Annotated in this window: 16 protein-coding genes; 7 read left to right on the plus strand and 9 right to left on the minus strand. The window is 64.3% G+C overall.

Translation table 11 applies throughout. From position 1 onward, the window contains the following. Positions 1–27: 27 nt before the first annotated feature. Complete coding sequence (gene mscL, locus H7A19_14605; protein ID MCP5476059.1) at positions 28–441, minus strand: large-conductance mechanosensitive channel protein MscL; 414 nt, start codon at positions 439–441, stop codon at positions 28–30. A gap of 187 nt (positions 442–628) precedes the next feature. On the opposite strand from mscL, the gene H7A19_14610 reads away from it, so the two are divergent. The 7 genes from H7A19_14610 to H7A19_14640 all read left to right on the plus strand — a co-directional run bounded on the left by H7A19_14610 (position 629) and on the right by H7A19_14640 (position 7,925). Next, on the plus strand, positions 629–1,102 hold the full coding sequence (locus H7A19_14610) for an ATP-dependent zinc protease (protein MCP5476060.1): 474 nt from the start codon (positions 629–631) through the stop codon (positions 1,100–1,102). Then, positions 1,099–1,986 (plus strand): 30S ribosomal protein S6--L-glutamate ligase, encoded by an 888-nt coding sequence (gene rimK, locus H7A19_14615; GenBank protein MCP5476061.1) that lies wholly within the window; start codon positions 1,099–1,101, stop codon positions 1,984–1,986. The genes H7A19_14610 and rimK overlap by 4 nt, the downstream gene beginning before the upstream one ends. Before the next feature lie 19 nt (positions 1,987–2,005). Then, on the plus strand, positions 2,006–2,716 hold the full coding sequence (locus H7A19_14620) for a pseudouridylate synthase (GenBank protein MCP5476062.1): 711 nt from the start codon (positions 2,006–2,008) through the stop codon (positions 2,714–2,716). A gap of 202 nt (positions 2,717–2,918) precedes the next feature. Next, positions 2,919–3,902 (plus strand): isoaspartyl peptidase/L-asparaginase, encoded by a 984-nt coding sequence (locus H7A19_14625; GenBank protein MCP5476063.1) that lies wholly within the window; start codon positions 2,919–2,921, stop codon positions 3,900–3,902. A gap of 465 nt (positions 3,903–4,367) precedes the next feature. Next, complete coding sequence (locus H7A19_14630) at positions 4,368–5,258, plus strand: class D beta-lactamase (protein ID MCP5476064.1); 891 nt, start codon at positions 4,368–4,370, stop codon at positions 5,256–5,258. Positions 5,259–5,962: 704 nt separating this feature from the next. Beyond that, positions 5,963–6,646 carry a response regulator transcription factor gene (locus tag H7A19_14635; GenBank protein ID MCP5476065.1) on the plus strand — a complete coding sequence of 228 codons (684 nt, stop codon included), beginning with the start codon at positions 5,963–5,965 and terminating at the stop codon, positions 6,644–6,646. A gap of 16 nt (positions 6,647–6,662) precedes the next feature. Next, positions 6,663–7,925 (plus strand): HAMP domain-containing histidine kinase, encoded by a 1,263-nt coding sequence (locus H7A19_14640; GenBank protein MCP5476066.1) that lies wholly within the window; start codon positions 6,663–6,665, stop codon positions 7,923–7,925. 374 nt (positions 7,926–8,299) lie between these two features. Here the strand turns inward: H7A19_14640 and H7A19_14645 are convergent, their stop codons facing one another. The 8 genes from H7A19_14645 to ettA form a co-directional block, all read right to left on the minus strand. Next, positions 8,300–9,190, minus strand: coding sequence for a M48 family metallopeptidase (locus H7A19_14645; GenBank protein ID MCP5476067.1), 891 nt, complete (start codon positions 9,188–9,190; stop codon positions 8,300–8,302). 136 nt (positions 9,191–9,326) lie between these two features. Next, positions 9,327–10,418 carry a DUF898 domain-containing protein gene (locus tag H7A19_14650; protein ID MCP5476068.1) on the minus strand — a complete coding sequence of 364 codons (1,092 nt, stop codon included), beginning with the start codon at positions 10,416–10,418 and terminating at the stop codon, positions 9,327–9,329. A gap of 98 nt (positions 10,419–10,516) precedes the next feature. Further along, entirely contained in the window at positions 10,517–11,236 is a 720-nt protein-coding gene (locus H7A19_14655) for a TonB family protein (protein ID MCP5476069.1), read from the minus strand. Positions 11,237–11,241: 5 nt separating this feature from the next. Beyond that, positions 11,242–11,994, minus strand: a complete 753-nt coding sequence (locus tag H7A19_14660; protein MCP5476070.1) for a hypothetical protein — start codon at positions 11,992–11,994, stop codon at positions 11,242–11,244. 114 nt (positions 11,995–12,108) lie between these two features. Further along, positions 12,109–12,489 carry a YbjQ family protein gene (locus H7A19_14665; GenBank protein ID MCP5476071.1) on the minus strand — a complete coding sequence of 127 codons (381 nt, stop codon included), beginning with the start codon at positions 12,487–12,489 and terminating at the stop codon, positions 12,109–12,111. Positions 12,490–12,508: 19 nt separating this feature from the next. Then, positions 12,509–12,721, minus strand: coding sequence for a hypothetical protein (locus H7A19_14670; GenBank protein MCP5476072.1), 213 nt, complete (start codon positions 12,719–12,721; stop codon positions 12,509–12,511). A gap of 873 nt (positions 12,722–13,594) precedes the next feature. After that, positions 13,595–14,068: a tryptophan-rich sensory protein gene (locus H7A19_14675; GenBank protein ID MCP5476073.1), complete on the minus strand. Its 474-nt coding sequence runs from the start codon at positions 14,066–14,068 to the stop codon at positions 13,595–13,597. Between the two features lie 226 nt (positions 14,069–14,294). Then, complete coding sequence (ettA, locus tag H7A19_14680) at positions 14,295–15,959, minus strand: energy-dependent translational throttle protein EttA (GenBank protein ID MCP5476074.1); 1,665 nt, start codon at positions 15,957–15,959, stop codon at positions 14,295–14,297. Positions 15,960–16,055: the final 96 nt, after the last annotated feature.

A 16,055-nucleotide genomic window follows, 5' to 3' on the forward strand; every position in this document is an offset into this window, starting at 1 on the left:
AGCTCCCGCCAGCAGGCGCAGCGACCGCTATTTCTTCAGCAGATCCCGGATCTCGCGCAGCAATGCCACGTCTTCCGGGGTCGGCGGCGGGGCGGCTGGCGCTGCTTCTTCCTTCTTCTTCAGCCGGTTCATGGCCTTGATCACGAGGAACAGCGCCCAGGCCACGATCAGGAACTGGATCAGGGCGTTGATGAAGGCGCCGTAGCCGACGGCCACTTCCGGAGTGACCACCTTGTCGGCATCCATCACCGCCTGCTGGATCACCCATTTCTTGTCGGCAAAATCGATGCCGCCCATGGCCAGACCCAGCGGCGGCATCATGACCTTGTCGACCAGTGCGCCGACGATCTTGCCGAAGGCTCCGCCGATCACCACACCCACGGCCAGATCGACCACATTGCCCCGCATCGCGAAATCGCGAAACTCACTCATGAAACTCATGGTTGCTCCTCGCTGATCAGTACGCTCGCCACCGCGTGACGGCCCCGCGACTCTAGCGGCATTCGAGGGCGGTAAGCGAGTCGTGACCGACACCTTTTCCTGTGCGTTTGGCAGGAGCCGGGACGAGCACTCTTTTTGATGAGGTCCTGCATCCCGCCGACCACGGAGTCTGCTAGCGTGCGCACCCATGGATCTGATCGAAACCCCCCTGGTGCTCGCACCGCCGCCGCGCATCATCGGCTGGCGCGAATGGCTGTCTCTGCCCGAGCTCGGTATCGCCGAGATCAAGGCGAAGATTGACACTGGCGCACGCACATCGGCCCTGCATGTGGTTTGGCAGGAGCGCTTTCACCGTGAGGGTGCGCCCTGGGTGCGCTTCTTGCTGGAGGCGGATGGCAGCGGTTCCGCTGGCGTGGAAGCCGAGGCTGAAGTGCTGGACGAGCGCAACGTGACCGATTCCGGAGGTCATGTCAGCAAGCGCCCCTTTATCCGCACGCTGGTGCGGATTGGTGACGAGCAGTGGCCGATAGAAGTCAATCTGACCGATCGCCGTCGCATGCTGTTTCCGATGTTGCTTGGGCGTACGGCCATGAACGGGCGTCTGCTGGTCGACCCGGCGCGTTCCTTTGTCTTTGGCAGAACCGGGGAGCTCGGGTCGTGAGATTGGGAATCCTGTCGCGAAACCGCAAGCTGTATTCGACCCGCAGGCTGGTTGAAGCCGCGCAGCAACGCGGCCACACGGTGCAGGTGGTCGATCCCTTGCGTTGCTACATGCGCATCAGCCCGGGGCTGGCCGAGATTCACTACAAGGGCAAGGTGCTGGAGGGCTTCGACGCCATCATTCCCCGCATCGGCGCTTCGATCACCTTCTACGGCACGGCCGTGGTGCGCCAGTTCGAAACCATGGGCGTGTACACCGTCAACAGTGCCGATGGTATCGGTCGCGCCCGCGACAAGCTGCGCTCGATGCAGTTGCTGTCACAGCAGGGCATCGGTCTGCCGACCACCGTCTGCGCCCACAGCCCCGATGACACCGACGATCTGGTGGCCATGCTCGGCGATCCGCCGCATGTGCTGAAGCTGGTCGAGGGCACGCAGGGGCAGGGTGTGGTCCTGGCCGAGAATCTGGCTGCGTCGATCAGCCTGGCCGAGGCCTTCAGAGGGGTCAAGGCGCACTTCCTGATGCAGGAATTCGTGCGCGAGGCCAAGGGCTCGGATCTGCGTGCCTTCGTCGTCGGCGGCAAGGTGGTGGCGACGATGATGCGCCAGGCCCGCGAAGGCGAGTTCCGCTCCAATCTGCATCGTGGCGGCAGCGCGCTTCGGGTCAAGCTCACCCGCGAAGAGCGAGCCACCGCAATCCGTGCCGCCGCGACCATGGGCCTGGGCATTGCCGGTGTCGATCTGCTGCGCTCGGACCGCGGTCCGCTGGTGCTGGAAGTCAATTCCTCGCCCGGTCTGGAGGGCATCGAGGGCGCATCGGGCATCGATGTGGCCGGTGTGGTCATCGACTACATCGAGCGCTCGGTGCGTCGCCGCAGTCGATGAGCGCGCTGGTGCTGTGCTCATGAGCGAGATTGAGTCGATCGAGATCCTCGCACGCGCCGATCACTGGCTGGCGGTGAACAAGCCGGCTGGCCTGAGCGTTTACGAATCCACCTACACCGGCCCGCGCGAAGCCACGCTGCTGGGGCTGCTGCGGCGCCAGCTGGGTGTCGATCGCATTCACGCGATCCATCGACTGGATCACGCCACCAGTGGCGTGCTGCTGCTGTCGCTGGATGCGCGCACGGCGGCGGAGCTGTCGGCGCAGTTCCAGTCGCGGGCGGTGATCAAGACCTACATCGCCGTGGTCCGTGGCGAGCCAGCCGAGCAGTTTCAGGTCGACCACCCTCTGTCCGGTGCCTCCGGGCGTGGTCAGGGCAAGCCGGCATTGACCGACTTCCGCACCCTCGGACGTCTGCGCCTGGCGATTCCGCTGGCACGCCATCCCGAGGCCCGTTACGCCCTGGTCGAGGCGCTGCCGGAAACTGGTCGCTACCACCAGATCCGGCGCCATCTGAAGCACGCCGCCCATCCCATCGTCGGCGATGTCAAATACGGCAAGGGCGAGCACAACCGCCTGTTCCGGCAGCACTATGGCGTGCATCGTTTGCTGTTGCACGCACGTCGACTGCAGTTTGCCGATCCCCAGGACGGCAGCATGGTGACGGTGGAAGCGCCCTTCGACGGCGCGTTTGCGCGCGCCCTGGCGCTGTTTGGCGAGACTGCGGTGTAGCTCGCCTGGGTTGGCTGCGCAGTGGCCAGGTGACGATTGCTCGACGGTGGACTGTGGGGCGTCACCGTGTCACGTAGATCGCTGCGCGCTCAACGTGACCTACAACAGCCACGCGGGAAGGGGACCGACGCGCGCTCGACATGACCTACCGACTGCGCGCTTTGCGCTAGGCTTGATCACCCTCAAGCCTCAAGGATTTCCGATGCGCGCATGGCTGGCACTGTGTCTGTTCTGTTCCGGTGCCTTCGCGGCGGAGCAACCGATGGCTCTGGCCATCCATGGCGGCGCCGGCACCATCGACCGCGGTTCGATGACCGACGAACAGGAGGCCGAAATTCGTGCTGACCTGGAAGCGGCGCTGGACGCCGGCTATGCGGTACTGGAGCAGGGCGGGGAATCCCTGGATGCGGTCGTCGCCGTGATCACGCGGCTGGAAGACTCACCGCATTTCAATGCCGGCAAGGGCGCGGTCTTCACTGATGCCGGAACCAATGAGCTGGATGCCTCGATCATGGACGGCGCCACGATGAATGCCGGTGCCGTGGCCGGGCTGACCACGGTGAAGAACCCGATCCTGCTGGCGCGCGCCGTCATGGAACGCTCGGTGCACGTGATGATGGTGGGTGCCGGGGCCGAAACCTTCGCCACAGAAGTGGGCATGGAGCGTGTCAAGCCGGAGTACTTCCGCACCGAGGCGCGCTGGCAGCAGTATCTGAAGGCCAAGGCAGAGGCCGCCGGCAAGCCCGTGGCGGCCGTGCCGGCCTGGCATTACATCGGCACGGTCGGTGCGGTGGCGCTGGATCGCAAGGGCCATCTGGCGGCTGGAACCTCGACCGGCGGCATGACCCTGAAGCGCTACGGCCGGGTCGGCGATGCCCCGATCATTGGCGCCGGCACCTGGGCCGACGAGGGCTGTGCAGTATCGGCCACCGGCTGGGGCGAGTACTTCATCCGCCTCAATGTGGCCCACGACATCTGCGCCCGCGTGCGCTATGGCAAGGCCAGCCTGGCCGAGGCCGCCGATACCGTGATCCTGCAGCAGGTGCCCAAACTTGGCGGCAACGGCGGCGTCATCGTTCTCGACCGCCAGGGCAAGGTGCGCATGCCCTTCAACACCAGCGGCATGTACCGCGCGGCCATTGATGGTGAAGGCAAGCGCGTGGTGGCGATCTACCGCGAGCCGTAGGGGCGGGAAACGGGGCACGGGGCACGGCGATTTCGTAGGTCCAGACTTGTCTGGACGCTTTTCCTGCATCGTGCCAGGAGCGGGGCACGGGGCACGGGGCGCGGCGATTTTGTAGGTCCAGACTTGTCTGGACGCTTTTCCTGCATCGTGCCAGGAGCGGGACAGGGGAAACGGGGCACGGGGCACGGGGCACGGCGATTTTGTAGGTCCAGACTTGTCTGGACGCTTTTCGCATCGTGCCAGGAGCAGAAGCCGCTCCAGACTTGGTTGACCTCATCGTGCCAGCTGCGCCTATCTGGACCCACAAGAGCCCGGACCCTGTAGCCTTTCCCGAGTCCCGAGTCCCGAGTCCCGAGTCCCGAGTCCCGAGTCCCGAGTCCCGAGTCCCGAGTCCCGACCCATTCACCCCCACCTTCGCGCCCTTCTATACAATGCGCGCCTTCCCTGCCTGTCGTAGAAGTGCCCATGCGTCGCGCCGTTTCTGTTGCCTTTGCCCTGGTGGTCCTGTTGTTGCCGATGACCGCGCCTGCGGCCATGCTCGCCAGCCAGTTTGGCCGCCGCTACGGCGCGCTCGAGATCTACGATGCCCAGAGCAAACTTTCGTTTCGGGTGAACACACCGCGATTGTCCGAGCGTCTGCCGCCCTGTTCTACCTACCTGCTGCCGCATCTGGCCATCGCTCTGGGCACGGGCGTGATCAAGGACACCGACAGCCTGATCGCCTTTGACCCGGCCAAGCATCCGGAATCGAGTTTCTGGCCGCAGTCCTGGCAGCGTGACCAGACCTTCGATACGGCCTTGAAGAACTCGGTGCAGTGGTATGCGCAGGAAGTGTCTGCGCGTCTGGGGACTGCCCGGCTGGAGCAGAACCTGAAGCGGCTCAAGTACGGCAATGCCGATATCAGTGGCGGCCTCGACAAGTTCTGGATGTCGAGCAGCCTGCGCATCACCTCCTTCGAACAGATCGATTTCCTGAAAGCCTTCCGCGACGGCAAGCTCGGCTTCAATCCGCGCGTCACCAAGGCTTTGCAGGACGCGATGGTCATCGAGCGCACCGTGGACTACACCATCTACGGCAAGTACGGCTCCTGCCCGATGGACGATGGCACCTATGTGGGCTGGCTGGTCGGTTACCTGGAGCGCCCGGGCAAGGTCTGGTACTTCGCGCTTAATCTGGATGGTCAGTCACTGGCTGATTTCGCTGTCGTCCGGCTGGGCATCGTCCGCGGTTCGATGCAGGAGCTCGGATTCATCCCCGCCCCACCGCCAGTCGAGCCGCCGCCGGCGGATCCGGCGGTCACTCCGCTTGCCGAGCCCGCGACCTCCGGCGTGGCCCCGGCCTCGGAGTATCCCTGAGGTCTGGTGGTTGCGCGTTCTGGTAGGAGCGCCCTCGCGGCGCGACCGTCGTGCAGTGCCGCTACGGCGAGTATCGGGAACCGCGGCGAACTGCTGCCAGAAGCGGAACGCGGAGAACGCAGAGGGGCGCAGAGAACGCAGAGAAGAGCGTCTGGGAATTCGCTTTCTACGCGCCGCGTTCTCCGCCTGGAAGCTCTTGCCCGCAAGCGAGCGAGAAGGTCAATGTCCTGCTTCAGCGGAGCTGTCACGTAGTCCCTCCGGGTCAACGTGACCTACTTACTTCTCTCTGCGTTCTCCGCGCCCCTCCGCGTTCTCTGCGTTCAAGCGCATTCCCCGCAGGCGAGCGACAAGGTTGATGTTGTTCGGTCGCGCCGCAAGGGCGCTCCTACGGGAAGGACCGCCCTGACCTTAACGATCCGCAAATGTCGGCTTAACTGCGATCTAACGCGCTCTTCGCTAGCGTCTGCACCATCGTACTCCGACACGCAGGGCGTCGTCGTAATGCGGTAATCGGGGCAGTACTTGAGGCCCGGGCCGGCGGATTCCCCCATGAAACGCCACCCGGGCTTTCTTTTTGCCTGCAGAATTGTGGCGCCCGGTCAGCACGGTCGATTCAATGGGTGTCCAACGGCTGGAACTTGGCCGCTTTGCCCCAATCTATGAACAGACAGGCGAGCCCTTCTCCGCCAGTGTAGAGTCAGCCCATGCGCATACTCGTCATCGAAGACAATCCGGACATCGCCAGCAACATCGGCGACTACCTGACCGATCACGGCAATGTGGTCGATTTTGCCGCAGACGGTATCACCGGCCTGCACCTGGCCGTGGTCAATGACTACGAAGTCATCGTCCTCGATCTGATGCTGCCCGGCATGGATGGCCTGGAGGTCTGCCGCAAGCTGCGCCAGGAAGCGCGCAAGCACACGCCGGTGCTGATGCTGACCGCGCGCGACGCGCTGCCGCAGAAGCTGGCGGGCTTCGAGACCGGTGCTGACGACTACATGGTCAAGCCCTTTGCGCTGCAGGAACTGGAAGCCCGGATCCTGGTGCTGGTCCGCCGCAGCAAGCCGCAGCAGGCACGCGTGTTGCAAGTGGCCGATCTCAGCTACAACCTCGACACCCTGGTGGTGGTGCGACAGGGCAAGAGCATCCAGCTCAACCCGATCGCGCTGAAGATTCTGCAATGCCTGATGGAGGCCAGTCCCTCGGTCGTTACCCGGCAAGAGCTGGAGATGCGCGTGTGGGGCGAGGAACTGCCCGACAGCGATTCCTTGCGCGTGCACATTCACACCCTGCGCGCAGCCATCGACAAGCCCTTCGACAAACCGTTGATCCAGACCCGTCACGGCATTGGCTATCGCCTCGTCGACCCCGAAGCGGCATCGTAAGCGCCTACGCAGCCGCATCATCATCTCGTTTGCGCTGTTCGGAACAGCGCTGACGGCGCTGTTTGCGGCTTCGGCGATCTTTCTGCGCGGGTATCTGGAAGAGGGGCTGATCGGTGACACGCTGGAGCGAGAGCTGAAGGCCTACTCGGAGGCGTGGTATCGAGAACAGGCGACCGGCAAACCCGAGCTGTTCCGGTTCTCCAAGATCGATGGCAGAACCGTAGGCCCGAATCGTTTCAACCTGCAGCCATTTGAGTGGCAACGATTGCCAAACGGTGTTCATCGGGTCACGGAACAGCGGTCAACCGGACAGGTGACGTACAAACTCGCGGTTCGGAAGGATCCGAATGTCTGGTTCTTTCTGACCTATGACATCACCGAAGAGGAGCGTGGACGGACTCTCCTGATCGGCTTGTTGATCGCAACCGTGGCCTTCTTCTCGATTCTGGCCTTGGCCATCGGCTTCTGGTCGTCCTCGCGGGTGATGGCGCCGGTGGCGGATCTGGCCAGACGCCTGGAAGCCATCAGCCGCCGTGGCCGCCATGAACCCCTGGCCCCACATTTCGCCGACGACGAGGTCGGTCAGCTGGCGAGCGCGCTGGACGACTACGCCGGCCAGCTCACGGCCCTGGTCGAGCGCGATCGGGAGTTCAACTCCGATGTCAGCCACGAGCTGCGCACGCCGCTGGCGGTGATCCAGACCACCACCGAACTGGTCATGGGCAGCCCCGAGCTGTCGCCGAAGATGCGCGAGCGGCTGGCACGTATCGAGCGCGCTTCCAAGCAGTCGACCGAGCTGATCGCCGCGCTGCTGCTGCTGTCGCGCAGCGAGCGCCAGGGCCCGCAGGATGGTGAGAGCTGCGATGTGGCCAAGGTGGCGGCGGAAGTGATCGAATCACACCGCCCGCAGATCGGCGGTCGCCCCATCGAACTTACCCTGGAGATCAGCGCCCACCCCGAGGTGGCGGCCCCCGATTCGGTGATTGCGGTGGTCTTGAACAACCTCGTCGGCAACGCCGTGAAGTACACCAAGGAAGGCGAGATCCGTGTCGTCGTCAGTCGCGAGGGCGTTATCGTCGAAGACAGCGGCGCCGGTATCACCGCACAGGAAGCCGAAACCCTGTTCGATCGCCACGTCCGCGGCAGCAGCGCCGGCAGCACCAGCGGCGCCGGCCTGGGACTGGCCATCGTCAAGCGCCTGTGCGCGCTCTACGGCTGGACTGCCGAACTGGAACCCCGCCCCGAAGGCGGCGCCCGCGCCTCGCTGCGCTTCAGCTGAGCGCACTGTGGGAGCGGATTCATCCGCGATCAGGGTGATACCAAAACCGCCAGAGCGATCGCGGCTGAAGCCGCTCCCACAGGTTCGAACCTTGCCCAATCGACCGTAGGAGCGCCCTTGCGGCGCGACCGGGGACGCGTGCTGCGATGAGTCGCATCCATCGGATTCGCAGCGTGAGGGGAGAGCTTGATCAACGCGGAGAACGCCGAGGGGCGCAGAGAACGCAGAGAGAAGCAAGGTTGATCTGCAATCGCTCTTCTCCGCGTTCTCTGCGGCCCTTTGCGTTCTCTGCGTTTCGCTGCTGACCACAGCTCGCCGCTCTTCCCGATCCTCGCGGCGGCGGCTGGGGCGCCGGTCGCGACCCGAGGTCGCTTCTACAGTGCCCGCTCCGCGGCCTTGATGCGCTCGGCCGTGTCCGGGTGCGAGGACAAATAAGACCAGCCGGACCTGTCGGGCTCATCGGCGCCGTCGCCTTCGCTGGTGGCTGCATCCAGCTTGCGCAGGGCTTCGGCGAAGGCTCTGGGGCTCTTGCCGCGGCGCTTCAGCTCGGCGAAGGCATAGGCGTCGGCATCGCGCTCGAACTCGCGTGAATAGGCGCTGTAGACCAGTGTGGTCGGCACCGCGATGATGACCGAGCTGGCGCTGCCGACATCGCCGAACATCACCGCCGTCAGCACTGCTACCGAGGCACCACGCATGACCGTGCGCAGCACGTGGCGGTGTTCCAGATGGCCGACTTCATGTGCCAGCACCGCCAGGAACTCGTCGTCGTTGTCGAACAGTTCGATGATCTGGTCGGTGAACACCACGGTGCCGCCGGGCAGGGCGAAGGCGTTGGGACCGATCCAGTCGCGGAACTCCAGCCGGTAGTCGCGGGCCTCGGGCAGATCGGCGACAAAGCGCTCGAACTGGGCGCGCAATTCCTCCTGCCTCGATTCCGGGAGCCTGGACTTCGAGAAACCCAGGCCGCCGAGCGAGGTCAGGGTTTGCCGGCCGGCCTCGCGTTCCCAGCTCATCGGCACCGCAAAGGCGGCCTGATCGGCGGCCCAGGGCAGGCCATACCAAATCAGCATGACCGCGGCGAACAGCGATGCCGCGACGCTGGCCAGGGCGATGCGCCAATTGTTTTCCAGCAGGTGGACCAGCGCCTCGAAGCCGGCGCGACTGGCAAACATGGCATCGATGGCGTCGTTGTCATCGCTCTGGATCTGGCGGCCATCAAGCAGCCAGATGGTGCGGCGGGTGTTGGCCACGCGCGAGCCCACGCGCTGAATCGGGCATCGTCGATGATCTCGACGCCCTCGGCGTGTTCGATCAACAGCCGCCCGGGTGCATCCACGCCGAAACGCACCGGCAGTTGCGCCGAACTGATACCGTCGTACAGATAGCCCTGCGCCCAGTTCACCAACTGATGTCCAGGTCGAACAGATCGGCTGCCTCAGCGCCAAAGGCCGGCGCACTGCTGGCGGCATCGGCAAAGAACTGATCCGGATCGCCACTGGGCAGGAACTGCAGGTGATCGGCGCGGTACTTCGCCACCCTGATCCGCGCCCATGGATACAGCAAGCCCAGGCTGCAGATGATCGCCAGGGTATTGGTCAGGAAGATCCAGGCCATGTCCCAGCCGGAGATGCTGCTCTGGAAGCGGCAATCGCCTACTTCGATGCCGTTGAACATCAAGTTGGCGGTGGCGGCGCGCACGTAGACCCCGACGGCGAACATCATCAGGTAGACGGTCCCCAATGTCAGATAGGCCACGAGCACGAAATCACCGCGTTGGCCACCCGGATTGCCGAATATTGAGCCGAGGACGCCGGACAGCAAGACCATTGCCACCACGGCGCCGATCATGCCCACAAAGGCCAGCAGGTAGATGGCATAGAACTGCGAGGCCTCGCTGTGGAATCGCAGCCGCGTTCCACCATAACGATGCTGACTGGCCAACCATTCGGTCTGCAGACGGGCGACCAGCGGGAAGGCCAGATAGAGCGAGAACACACTCGCGAACGGAAACAGGATGTAGTACTTGAAGGCCTGGCCGTAGCTGCCATCAAAGCCGAAACGGATGCTGCGCCAGGCCGAGTAGCGCGCTCGGAAGGCCAGTGAGCGCGTCAGCATCCAGGGAAACAGGAACATCAACAGGAAGGTCAGGCCCAGATTCAGAAAGGGCGAAATCTGCGCCGAGCCCACATAGGCCAACAGCAGCAGGGCCGCGAGCCCACGACCCTTGAGGATGGCCACCGGATCGGCCAGATACTCGAAGGGCGTGCCACCCACCGAGGTGTTGCCGTAGAAGTAACGCTCGCTGCGCACCTTGGCCCAGGCCGAGTACACGCCCAGCGTCAGGATGGTCAGCGCCAGATTGACGATCCAGATGCGGAAGTATTCGTCACTGCGGCCTGTGAAGCGGAAGGGCAGGGCGCGCGCATCCTCGCTGTAGTAGGCGGCGTCGTTGGGCAGCGCCTGCTCGGGCCTATCAAAGGGAATGGACATGGTCGGCGCGGCCGCAAGGAGGGATGGAGGTGCTCGGCTCTGCCAAGGTCAGCGCGGCAGGGTCCGAGGTTCTTCGTACCACCGCGGCGAGCGTGAGTTCAGCCTTCGGTGGCGCGCAGGCGCAAGGTCGAGCTCAGCAGCTGGTCGGGTTGCTCCAGCTCGCGCGAGACCTGCAAGCTGCCGCCGTCCGGGAAATTGATCTTGCCCGAATCGTTGTTCTGACCAGCGACCTCGAAACGCACGGGCACCACTACGGTGCCAGCCACGCCCACGCCATCGATGCGCTCGGGGCGCACCTGCCACTGGCGCGCGGCCTTGATGGCGGCCACCTTGAAGGCCTTCAGATCTGGCTCGGCCCGGGTCACGCTGACGTCGGTGACTACGCCCTGGGCATCGTAGGCCACGCGCAGTTCGACTTCTGCGCCTTGCATCCGGCGTAGTTGCAGGGCGGGATAGCGCGGTGCCTTGAGCCGGTCCATGCCGACGGTGATGTCGCCACCGATGACCTTCAGCAGCAACTGGTCCTGATCAGGCTCCAGCGCCAGCTTGACCCACACGGTCGTCTCGGTGACGCCGGCCACGCCATCGCGGGTGGCGGGCTCGAACTCGAAAGCGCGCACCCGGCGCAGCACCTGTTCCTGCATCGCCGGCGACAGGGTCGAACCCGGCAGAGTCGCCTGTTGCACGCTGCCGTCGGCAGCCACGGTGACGCTTGCCAGTTGATAGGCCAGCCAGCGTTCCGTAGACGGATTTGCGGCGATGCCCCGGCTGGAGACCAGCGCCACGGCGATAATCAGGATTGCGCGCAGGATCTGCATGGTGGTCAGCTCTCGATGGTGGCGCTGGGCAGCGCCAGGTCCAGGTTGTCGGGTTCGATGATCGCCTGCAGCGCCGTGGCATAGCCCTCGCGCTCGTCAGGTTGCGGTTCCGGTTGAAACTTGAGCGAACCGCCGCCGGTGAACTTGACCGTGTATTCCGGGAAGCTGCCCTGCATGAGCAGCGAGATCGGAACAATGGCCCATCCCGGCACCGGTTGGCCGTCGACTCGTTCAGGCTCGAATTCCCAAGCCATGGCCACTTTCTTCGCCATCGATTCAATGCGGGCCAAGGGCACCGTTGCGCGTTCAACCAGGACATCGACCACCTTGCCGCTGGCGTCATACTCGACCCGAGTCACGATCCTGACGTTCTGTCCGCGAGCCAGCAGGCTGCGCGGTATCTGCGGCTTGCGGATCTTGGAGAACTTCGGCCCGGTGGCGATTTCCGCCACCGCGAGTTTCAGGCCATCTTCGGTCGCCCGCAGCGTCAGTGCCATGCGCATCTGCGCCTCTACCGCGGCCGTCTGGCCGTTTACCCGGGCTGGCTCAAAGGCCGTCGACAACATCCGTTCGCGAAGCACAGCCTCCAGCGCTGGATCAAGCGCCGGCGATATCGGCCCAAGTTCCTGTACCCGACCCTCCCTATCCACCTTGACCCGCGCCGACACATAGCTGCGCAGATTCTCCGGCAGCGTTGCGGCAGTCAGTGGCGCCCACAGCATCGACAGCAACAGGGTGAAGGCGAAACGTGCGCGCATTGGCTTGCGAATCCAGTTTGGGATGACCTTGACTAGACTAGCCAAAGTTACGCTTACGCACAATGTTGCGTTTGGTTACCTGGTCAGCCCCGTTCCAGCATGAAATTCCCGGACTCACCGGAAGCAGCGGGCACCTTGACCTGGCTCCGCCGGCTTCATCGGTGGCGGCTGGCTGCCACGCGGCGCCAGCTTGACTGCCGTGCCGTAGGCCAGCAATTCCGCGGCGCCGGCCATGATCGGCGAGGTGGTGAAGCGCACGCAGACGATGCCGTCGGCCTGCAGCCGTTTGGCATGCATCTTCATGCGATCCAGTGCCTGCTCGCGGGCCTCGGCCATCATCTTGGTGTATTCGGTGATCTCGCCACCGACCAGGGTGCGCAGCCCGGCCAGGATGTCCTTGCCGATATGACGCGAGCGGATGGTGTTGCCGGTGACCATGCCGAGCGTGGCGACGATCTGGTGCTCGGCAAACTCGTCCTGGGTGGTGATCTTCATGCGCCAGCTCCTGCAGCAGTCATTGGTCGACGTTGTCCGAATAGTAATCGTCTTCCTTGTTGCGCAAGCGCTCGCCCAGCACCTTGATGAACAGCGCGCCGATGCCGACGAGACCGATCAGTCCCAGCAGGCCGAAGGGGAAAGCTGCAAAGACCCCGACCACCAAGGCGCCGAGGTACAGCAGCGCCAACAGGCCCAGACAGGCGTAGCCGACCTTCTCGAAGCCATCCATTGCCGTCTCTCCTTGCCACAGTGGCGCAGATTGTAGGCGATTGTGGACGGGGCACGGAGCACGGGGCACGGGGCACGGGGTACGCGAAAGCCGGTGTAGCGCTGCTGTAGGTCCAGACTTGTCTGGAACTGCAACAGCCTGGGTCTGGCGTCATTGCGTCCCCGGACTTGATCCGCGGGCAGCAATCCAGATGCACGGCCTTAGAAGCACTGGATTGCTTCGTCGCTTCGTTCCTCGCAATGACGCATCAACAACTTGCGATAGGGGTTCGTGCAGAGCTTGGCGAAGCAATTCACAGGCAGGGTCGCTAGCTTCTGGATTGCTTGTCCCAATTGCAGCACTGGTTGAAGATGGCCTGTGATCTGCGCCGGGCTTCTTCCATCTGTGTGGGGCTTAGTTCCTGATTTGGCTGCTGAATCCGAACAGAGGCCGTCGTATTTCCTGGTATTCCACCGCTCGCGCTTTCGAGCGCGTACAGATGTGCAAGCGCACTGACCGGGTTGCGCGGGATTCCCGGCCGTCCATCGATGCGGCGTTGAGGAGGGACGCGCGCCTGCGCGGCTGCTCTTGATCTCTGGGCAAACGCAAAGCGGCGCTGCGCCCTCCAAAGCCGCCAGGCGTATTTCCCGCTACGCGCACCACGCGGGTTCATGGTCGGTGTGCAGTGTCGGGCTGAAACCGGTGGATCGCTACGACGCGGATGCCGCCGCCCGTGGGTCCAGACTTGTCTGGACGCTCTTTGCTTGTTGCTGGAGAAGCGTCCAGACAAGCCTGGACCCACAAAGGCTCAAGAGCCCGTAGCCTTTCCCGTGCCCCGTGCCCCGTGCCCCGTGCCCCGTGCCCCGTGCCCCGTGCCCCGCTTGCCCCTAGAACTCAGCTATTGAGCCGCAGCAACTCGGCATTCAGCGCGGTCGCAAAGCTCACCCAAGCCAGGTACGGCAGCAGCAGCGCCGCCGCCCAGCGGCTGACGCGGGCGAAGCGGACGATGGTGGTGAAGATGGCCAGCCACAGCGCCAGAATCACGATCAGCGCGCCGCCGAGCGCATGGGCGCCGAAGAAGGCGGGTGTCCACAGCGCATTGAGCAGCAGTTGCACGCCGAATGCGACCAGCGCTGCTCGCACCAGTGGGGATGGCCCGCGCAGCCAGACCAGCCCGGCGGCGATACCCATCATCAGATAGAGCGCCGTCCACACCGGCCCGAACAGCCAGTTGGGCGGTTGCCAGACCGGCTTGATCAAGGCCGCGAACCAGGCATCCGGTGGAAAGGCGGCACCACCCAGCGCGGCAAGAAAGGGCAGCAGGGCCCAAGGCAGCAGGAACCAACGGGAGCGGTGCAGGGCAGACATGGGTAAACCGGCAGTGACAGTGGCGCGGACGCTACTCGCAGCGGTGTGTAGCGCCAGTCGTTAGCCAGGCCGGCTTGGGCGTCTTCGCTCGCAGCGAAGGTCTTGCCGTACCGTCTTGGCCGTCACGTAGGCCCTGCGGGCCAACGTGACCTACAAGAGCGGAGAGGACCGGCCACCCGCGGGCCCGCTCTCCCCTTTTCCTTTTTCCTTTCCTTTTTCCAGCCGCTCAGCGCGTCAGCGGCTTGTACTTCAACCGATGCGGCTTGGCGCCTTCCTCGCCGAGTCGGCGTTTCTTGTCGGCTTCGTACTCGGTGTAGTTGCCGGGGAAGAACTCGACGTGCGAGTTGCCCTCGAAGGACAGGATGTGGGTGGCGATGCGGTCGAGGAACCAGCGATCATGGGAAATGACCATGACGCAGCCCGGGAACTCGAGGATGGCGTCTTCCAGCGCACGCAGGGTCTCGATGTCCAGATCGTTGGACGGTTCGTCGAGCAGCAGCAGATTGCCGCCCTGCAGCAGAGTGGCCGCCAGATGCAGGCGCCCACGTTCACCGCCGGACAGCGAGCCGACCAGCTTCTGCTGATCCTGGCCGCGGAAGTTGAATCGGCCGATGTAGGCGCGCGACTGGATTTCGATCTTGCCGATGGTGAGGATGTCGCTGCCCCCGGAGATGGCCTGCCAGACGTTCTTGTCGGCATCCAGCGAATCGCGCGACTGGTCGACATAGGCCAGCTTGACGGTGGGGCCGATCACGACCTCGCCGGAATCCGGCTTCTGCTCGCCGGTGATCATCTTGAAAAGCGTCGACTTGCCGGCGCCGTTGGGGCCGATGATGCCGACGATGGAGCCCGGCGGCATGCGGAAGGACAGATTGTCGATCAGCAGACGGTCGCCAAAGGCCTTGGATACGTTCCGGAATTCAACGACCAGATCACCCAGGCGCTCGCCGGGTGGGATGTAGATTTCGTTGGTCTCATTGCGCTGCTGGTATTCGACCGAGTTCAGTTCCTCGAACTTGGCCAGACGCGACTTGCTCTTGGCCTGCCGACCCTTGGCGTTCTGCCGCACCCACTCAAGCTCGCGCGCCAGTGCCTTCTGGCGGGCCTTTTCGCTCTGGGCCTCCTGGCGCAGACGCTCCTCTTTCTGGCTCAGCCAGGAAGAATAGTTGCCCTTCCAGGGTATGCCGCGACCGCGGTCCAGCTCGAGAATCCACTCGGCGGCATTGTCCAGAAAATAGCGGTCATGGGTGACAGCCACCACGGTGCCCGGGAAGCGCGCCAGGAACAGCTCCAGCCATTCCACCGACTCGGCGTCCAGATGGTTGGTGGGCTCGTCGAGCAGCAGCATGTCCGGGCGCTGCAGCAGCAGCCGGCACAGCGCAACGCGGCGCTTCTCACCGCCCGACAGGGTGGCCGTCTTGGCCTCCCAGGGCGGCAGGCGCAGGGCGTCAGCCGCCTGCTCCAGCTGCTGTTCCATGGTGTGGGCGTCGCCAGCAGCGAGGATGGCTTCCAGGCGTGCCTGCTTCTCGGCCAAGGCTTCGAAATCAGCGTCCGGATCGGCATAGGCCTCATAGACCTTGTCCAGCTCGGCCTGCGCGGTGAAGATTTCGCCCAGGCCCTCCTCGACGCTCTCGCGTACGGTCTTCTCCGGATCCAGGCGCGGCTCCTGCTCAAGGTAGCCGACCTTGATGCCAGGCTGGGGTCGCGCCTCGCCGACGAAGTCCTTGTCCACGCCCGCCATGATGCGCAGCACGGTGGATTTGCCCGAACCATTCAGGCCCAGCAGGCCGATCTTGGCGCCGGGAAAGAAGGACAGCGAGATGTCCTTGATGATTTCACGGCGCGGCGGCACCACCTTGCTGACGCCGCTCATGGTGTAGATGTAGTTCACGGATGCGCTCCTTGCGGGCGAGGCGCAACAAGCGCCCGCCAATGGACCTGATCAGGTAGCCGCGTATGCTGCCAGTCGCGCGTGGAGGGGGCAAAT

This window comes from Rhodanobacteraceae bacterium (assembly GCA_024234055.1).
Classification (GTDB): Bacteria; Pseudomonadota; Gammaproteobacteria; order Xanthomonadales; family SZUA-5; genus JADKFD01.

Bases quoted from the DNA above. Each gene is read 5' to 3' on its own strand.
- mscL (MCP5476059.1), bottom strand. From the start codon at position 441: ATGAGTTTCATGAGTGAGTTTCGCGATTTCGCGATGCGGGGCAATGTG.
- H7A19_14610 (MCP5476060.1), top strand. From the start codon at position 629: ATGGATCTGATCGAAACCCCCCTGGTGCTCGCACCGCCGCCGCGCATC.
- H7A19_14620 (MCP5476062.1), top strand. From the start codon at position 2,006: ATGAGCGAGATTGAGTCGATCGAGATCCTCGCACGCGCCGATCACTGG.
- H7A19_14625 (MCP5476063.1), top strand. From the start codon at position 2,919: ATGCGCGCATGGCTGGCACTGTGTCTGTTCTGTTCCGGTGCCTTCGCG.
- H7A19_14630 (MCP5476064.1), top strand. From the start codon at position 4,368: ATGCGTCGCGCCGTTTCTGTTGCCTTTGCCCTGGTGGTCCTGTTGTTG.
- H7A19_14635 (MCP5476065.1), top strand. From the start codon at position 5,963: ATGCGCATACTCGTCATCGAAGACAATCCGGACATCGCCAGCAACATC.
- H7A19_14650 (MCP5476068.1), bottom strand. From the start codon at position 10,418: ATGTCCATTCCCTTTGATAGGCCCGAGCAGGCGCTGCCCAACGACGCC.
- H7A19_14655 (MCP5476069.1), bottom strand. From the start codon at position 11,236: ATGCAGATCCTGCGCGCAATCCTGATTATCGCCGTGGCGCTGGTCTCC.
- H7A19_14660 (MCP5476070.1), bottom strand. From the start codon at position 11,994: ATGCGCGCACGTTTCGCCTTCACCCTGTTGCTGTCGATGCTGTGGGCG.
- H7A19_14665 (MCP5476071.1), bottom strand. From the start codon at position 12,489: ATGAAGATCACCACCCAGGACGAGTTTGCCGAGCACCAGATCGTCGCC.
- H7A19_14670 (MCP5476072.1), bottom strand. From the start codon at position 12,721: ATGGATGGCTTCGAGAAGGTCGGCTACGCCTGTCTGGGCCTGTTGGCG.
- H7A19_14675 (MCP5476073.1), bottom strand. From the start codon at position 14,068: ATGTCTGCCCTGCACCGCTCCCGTTGGTTCCTGCTGCCTTGGGCCCTG.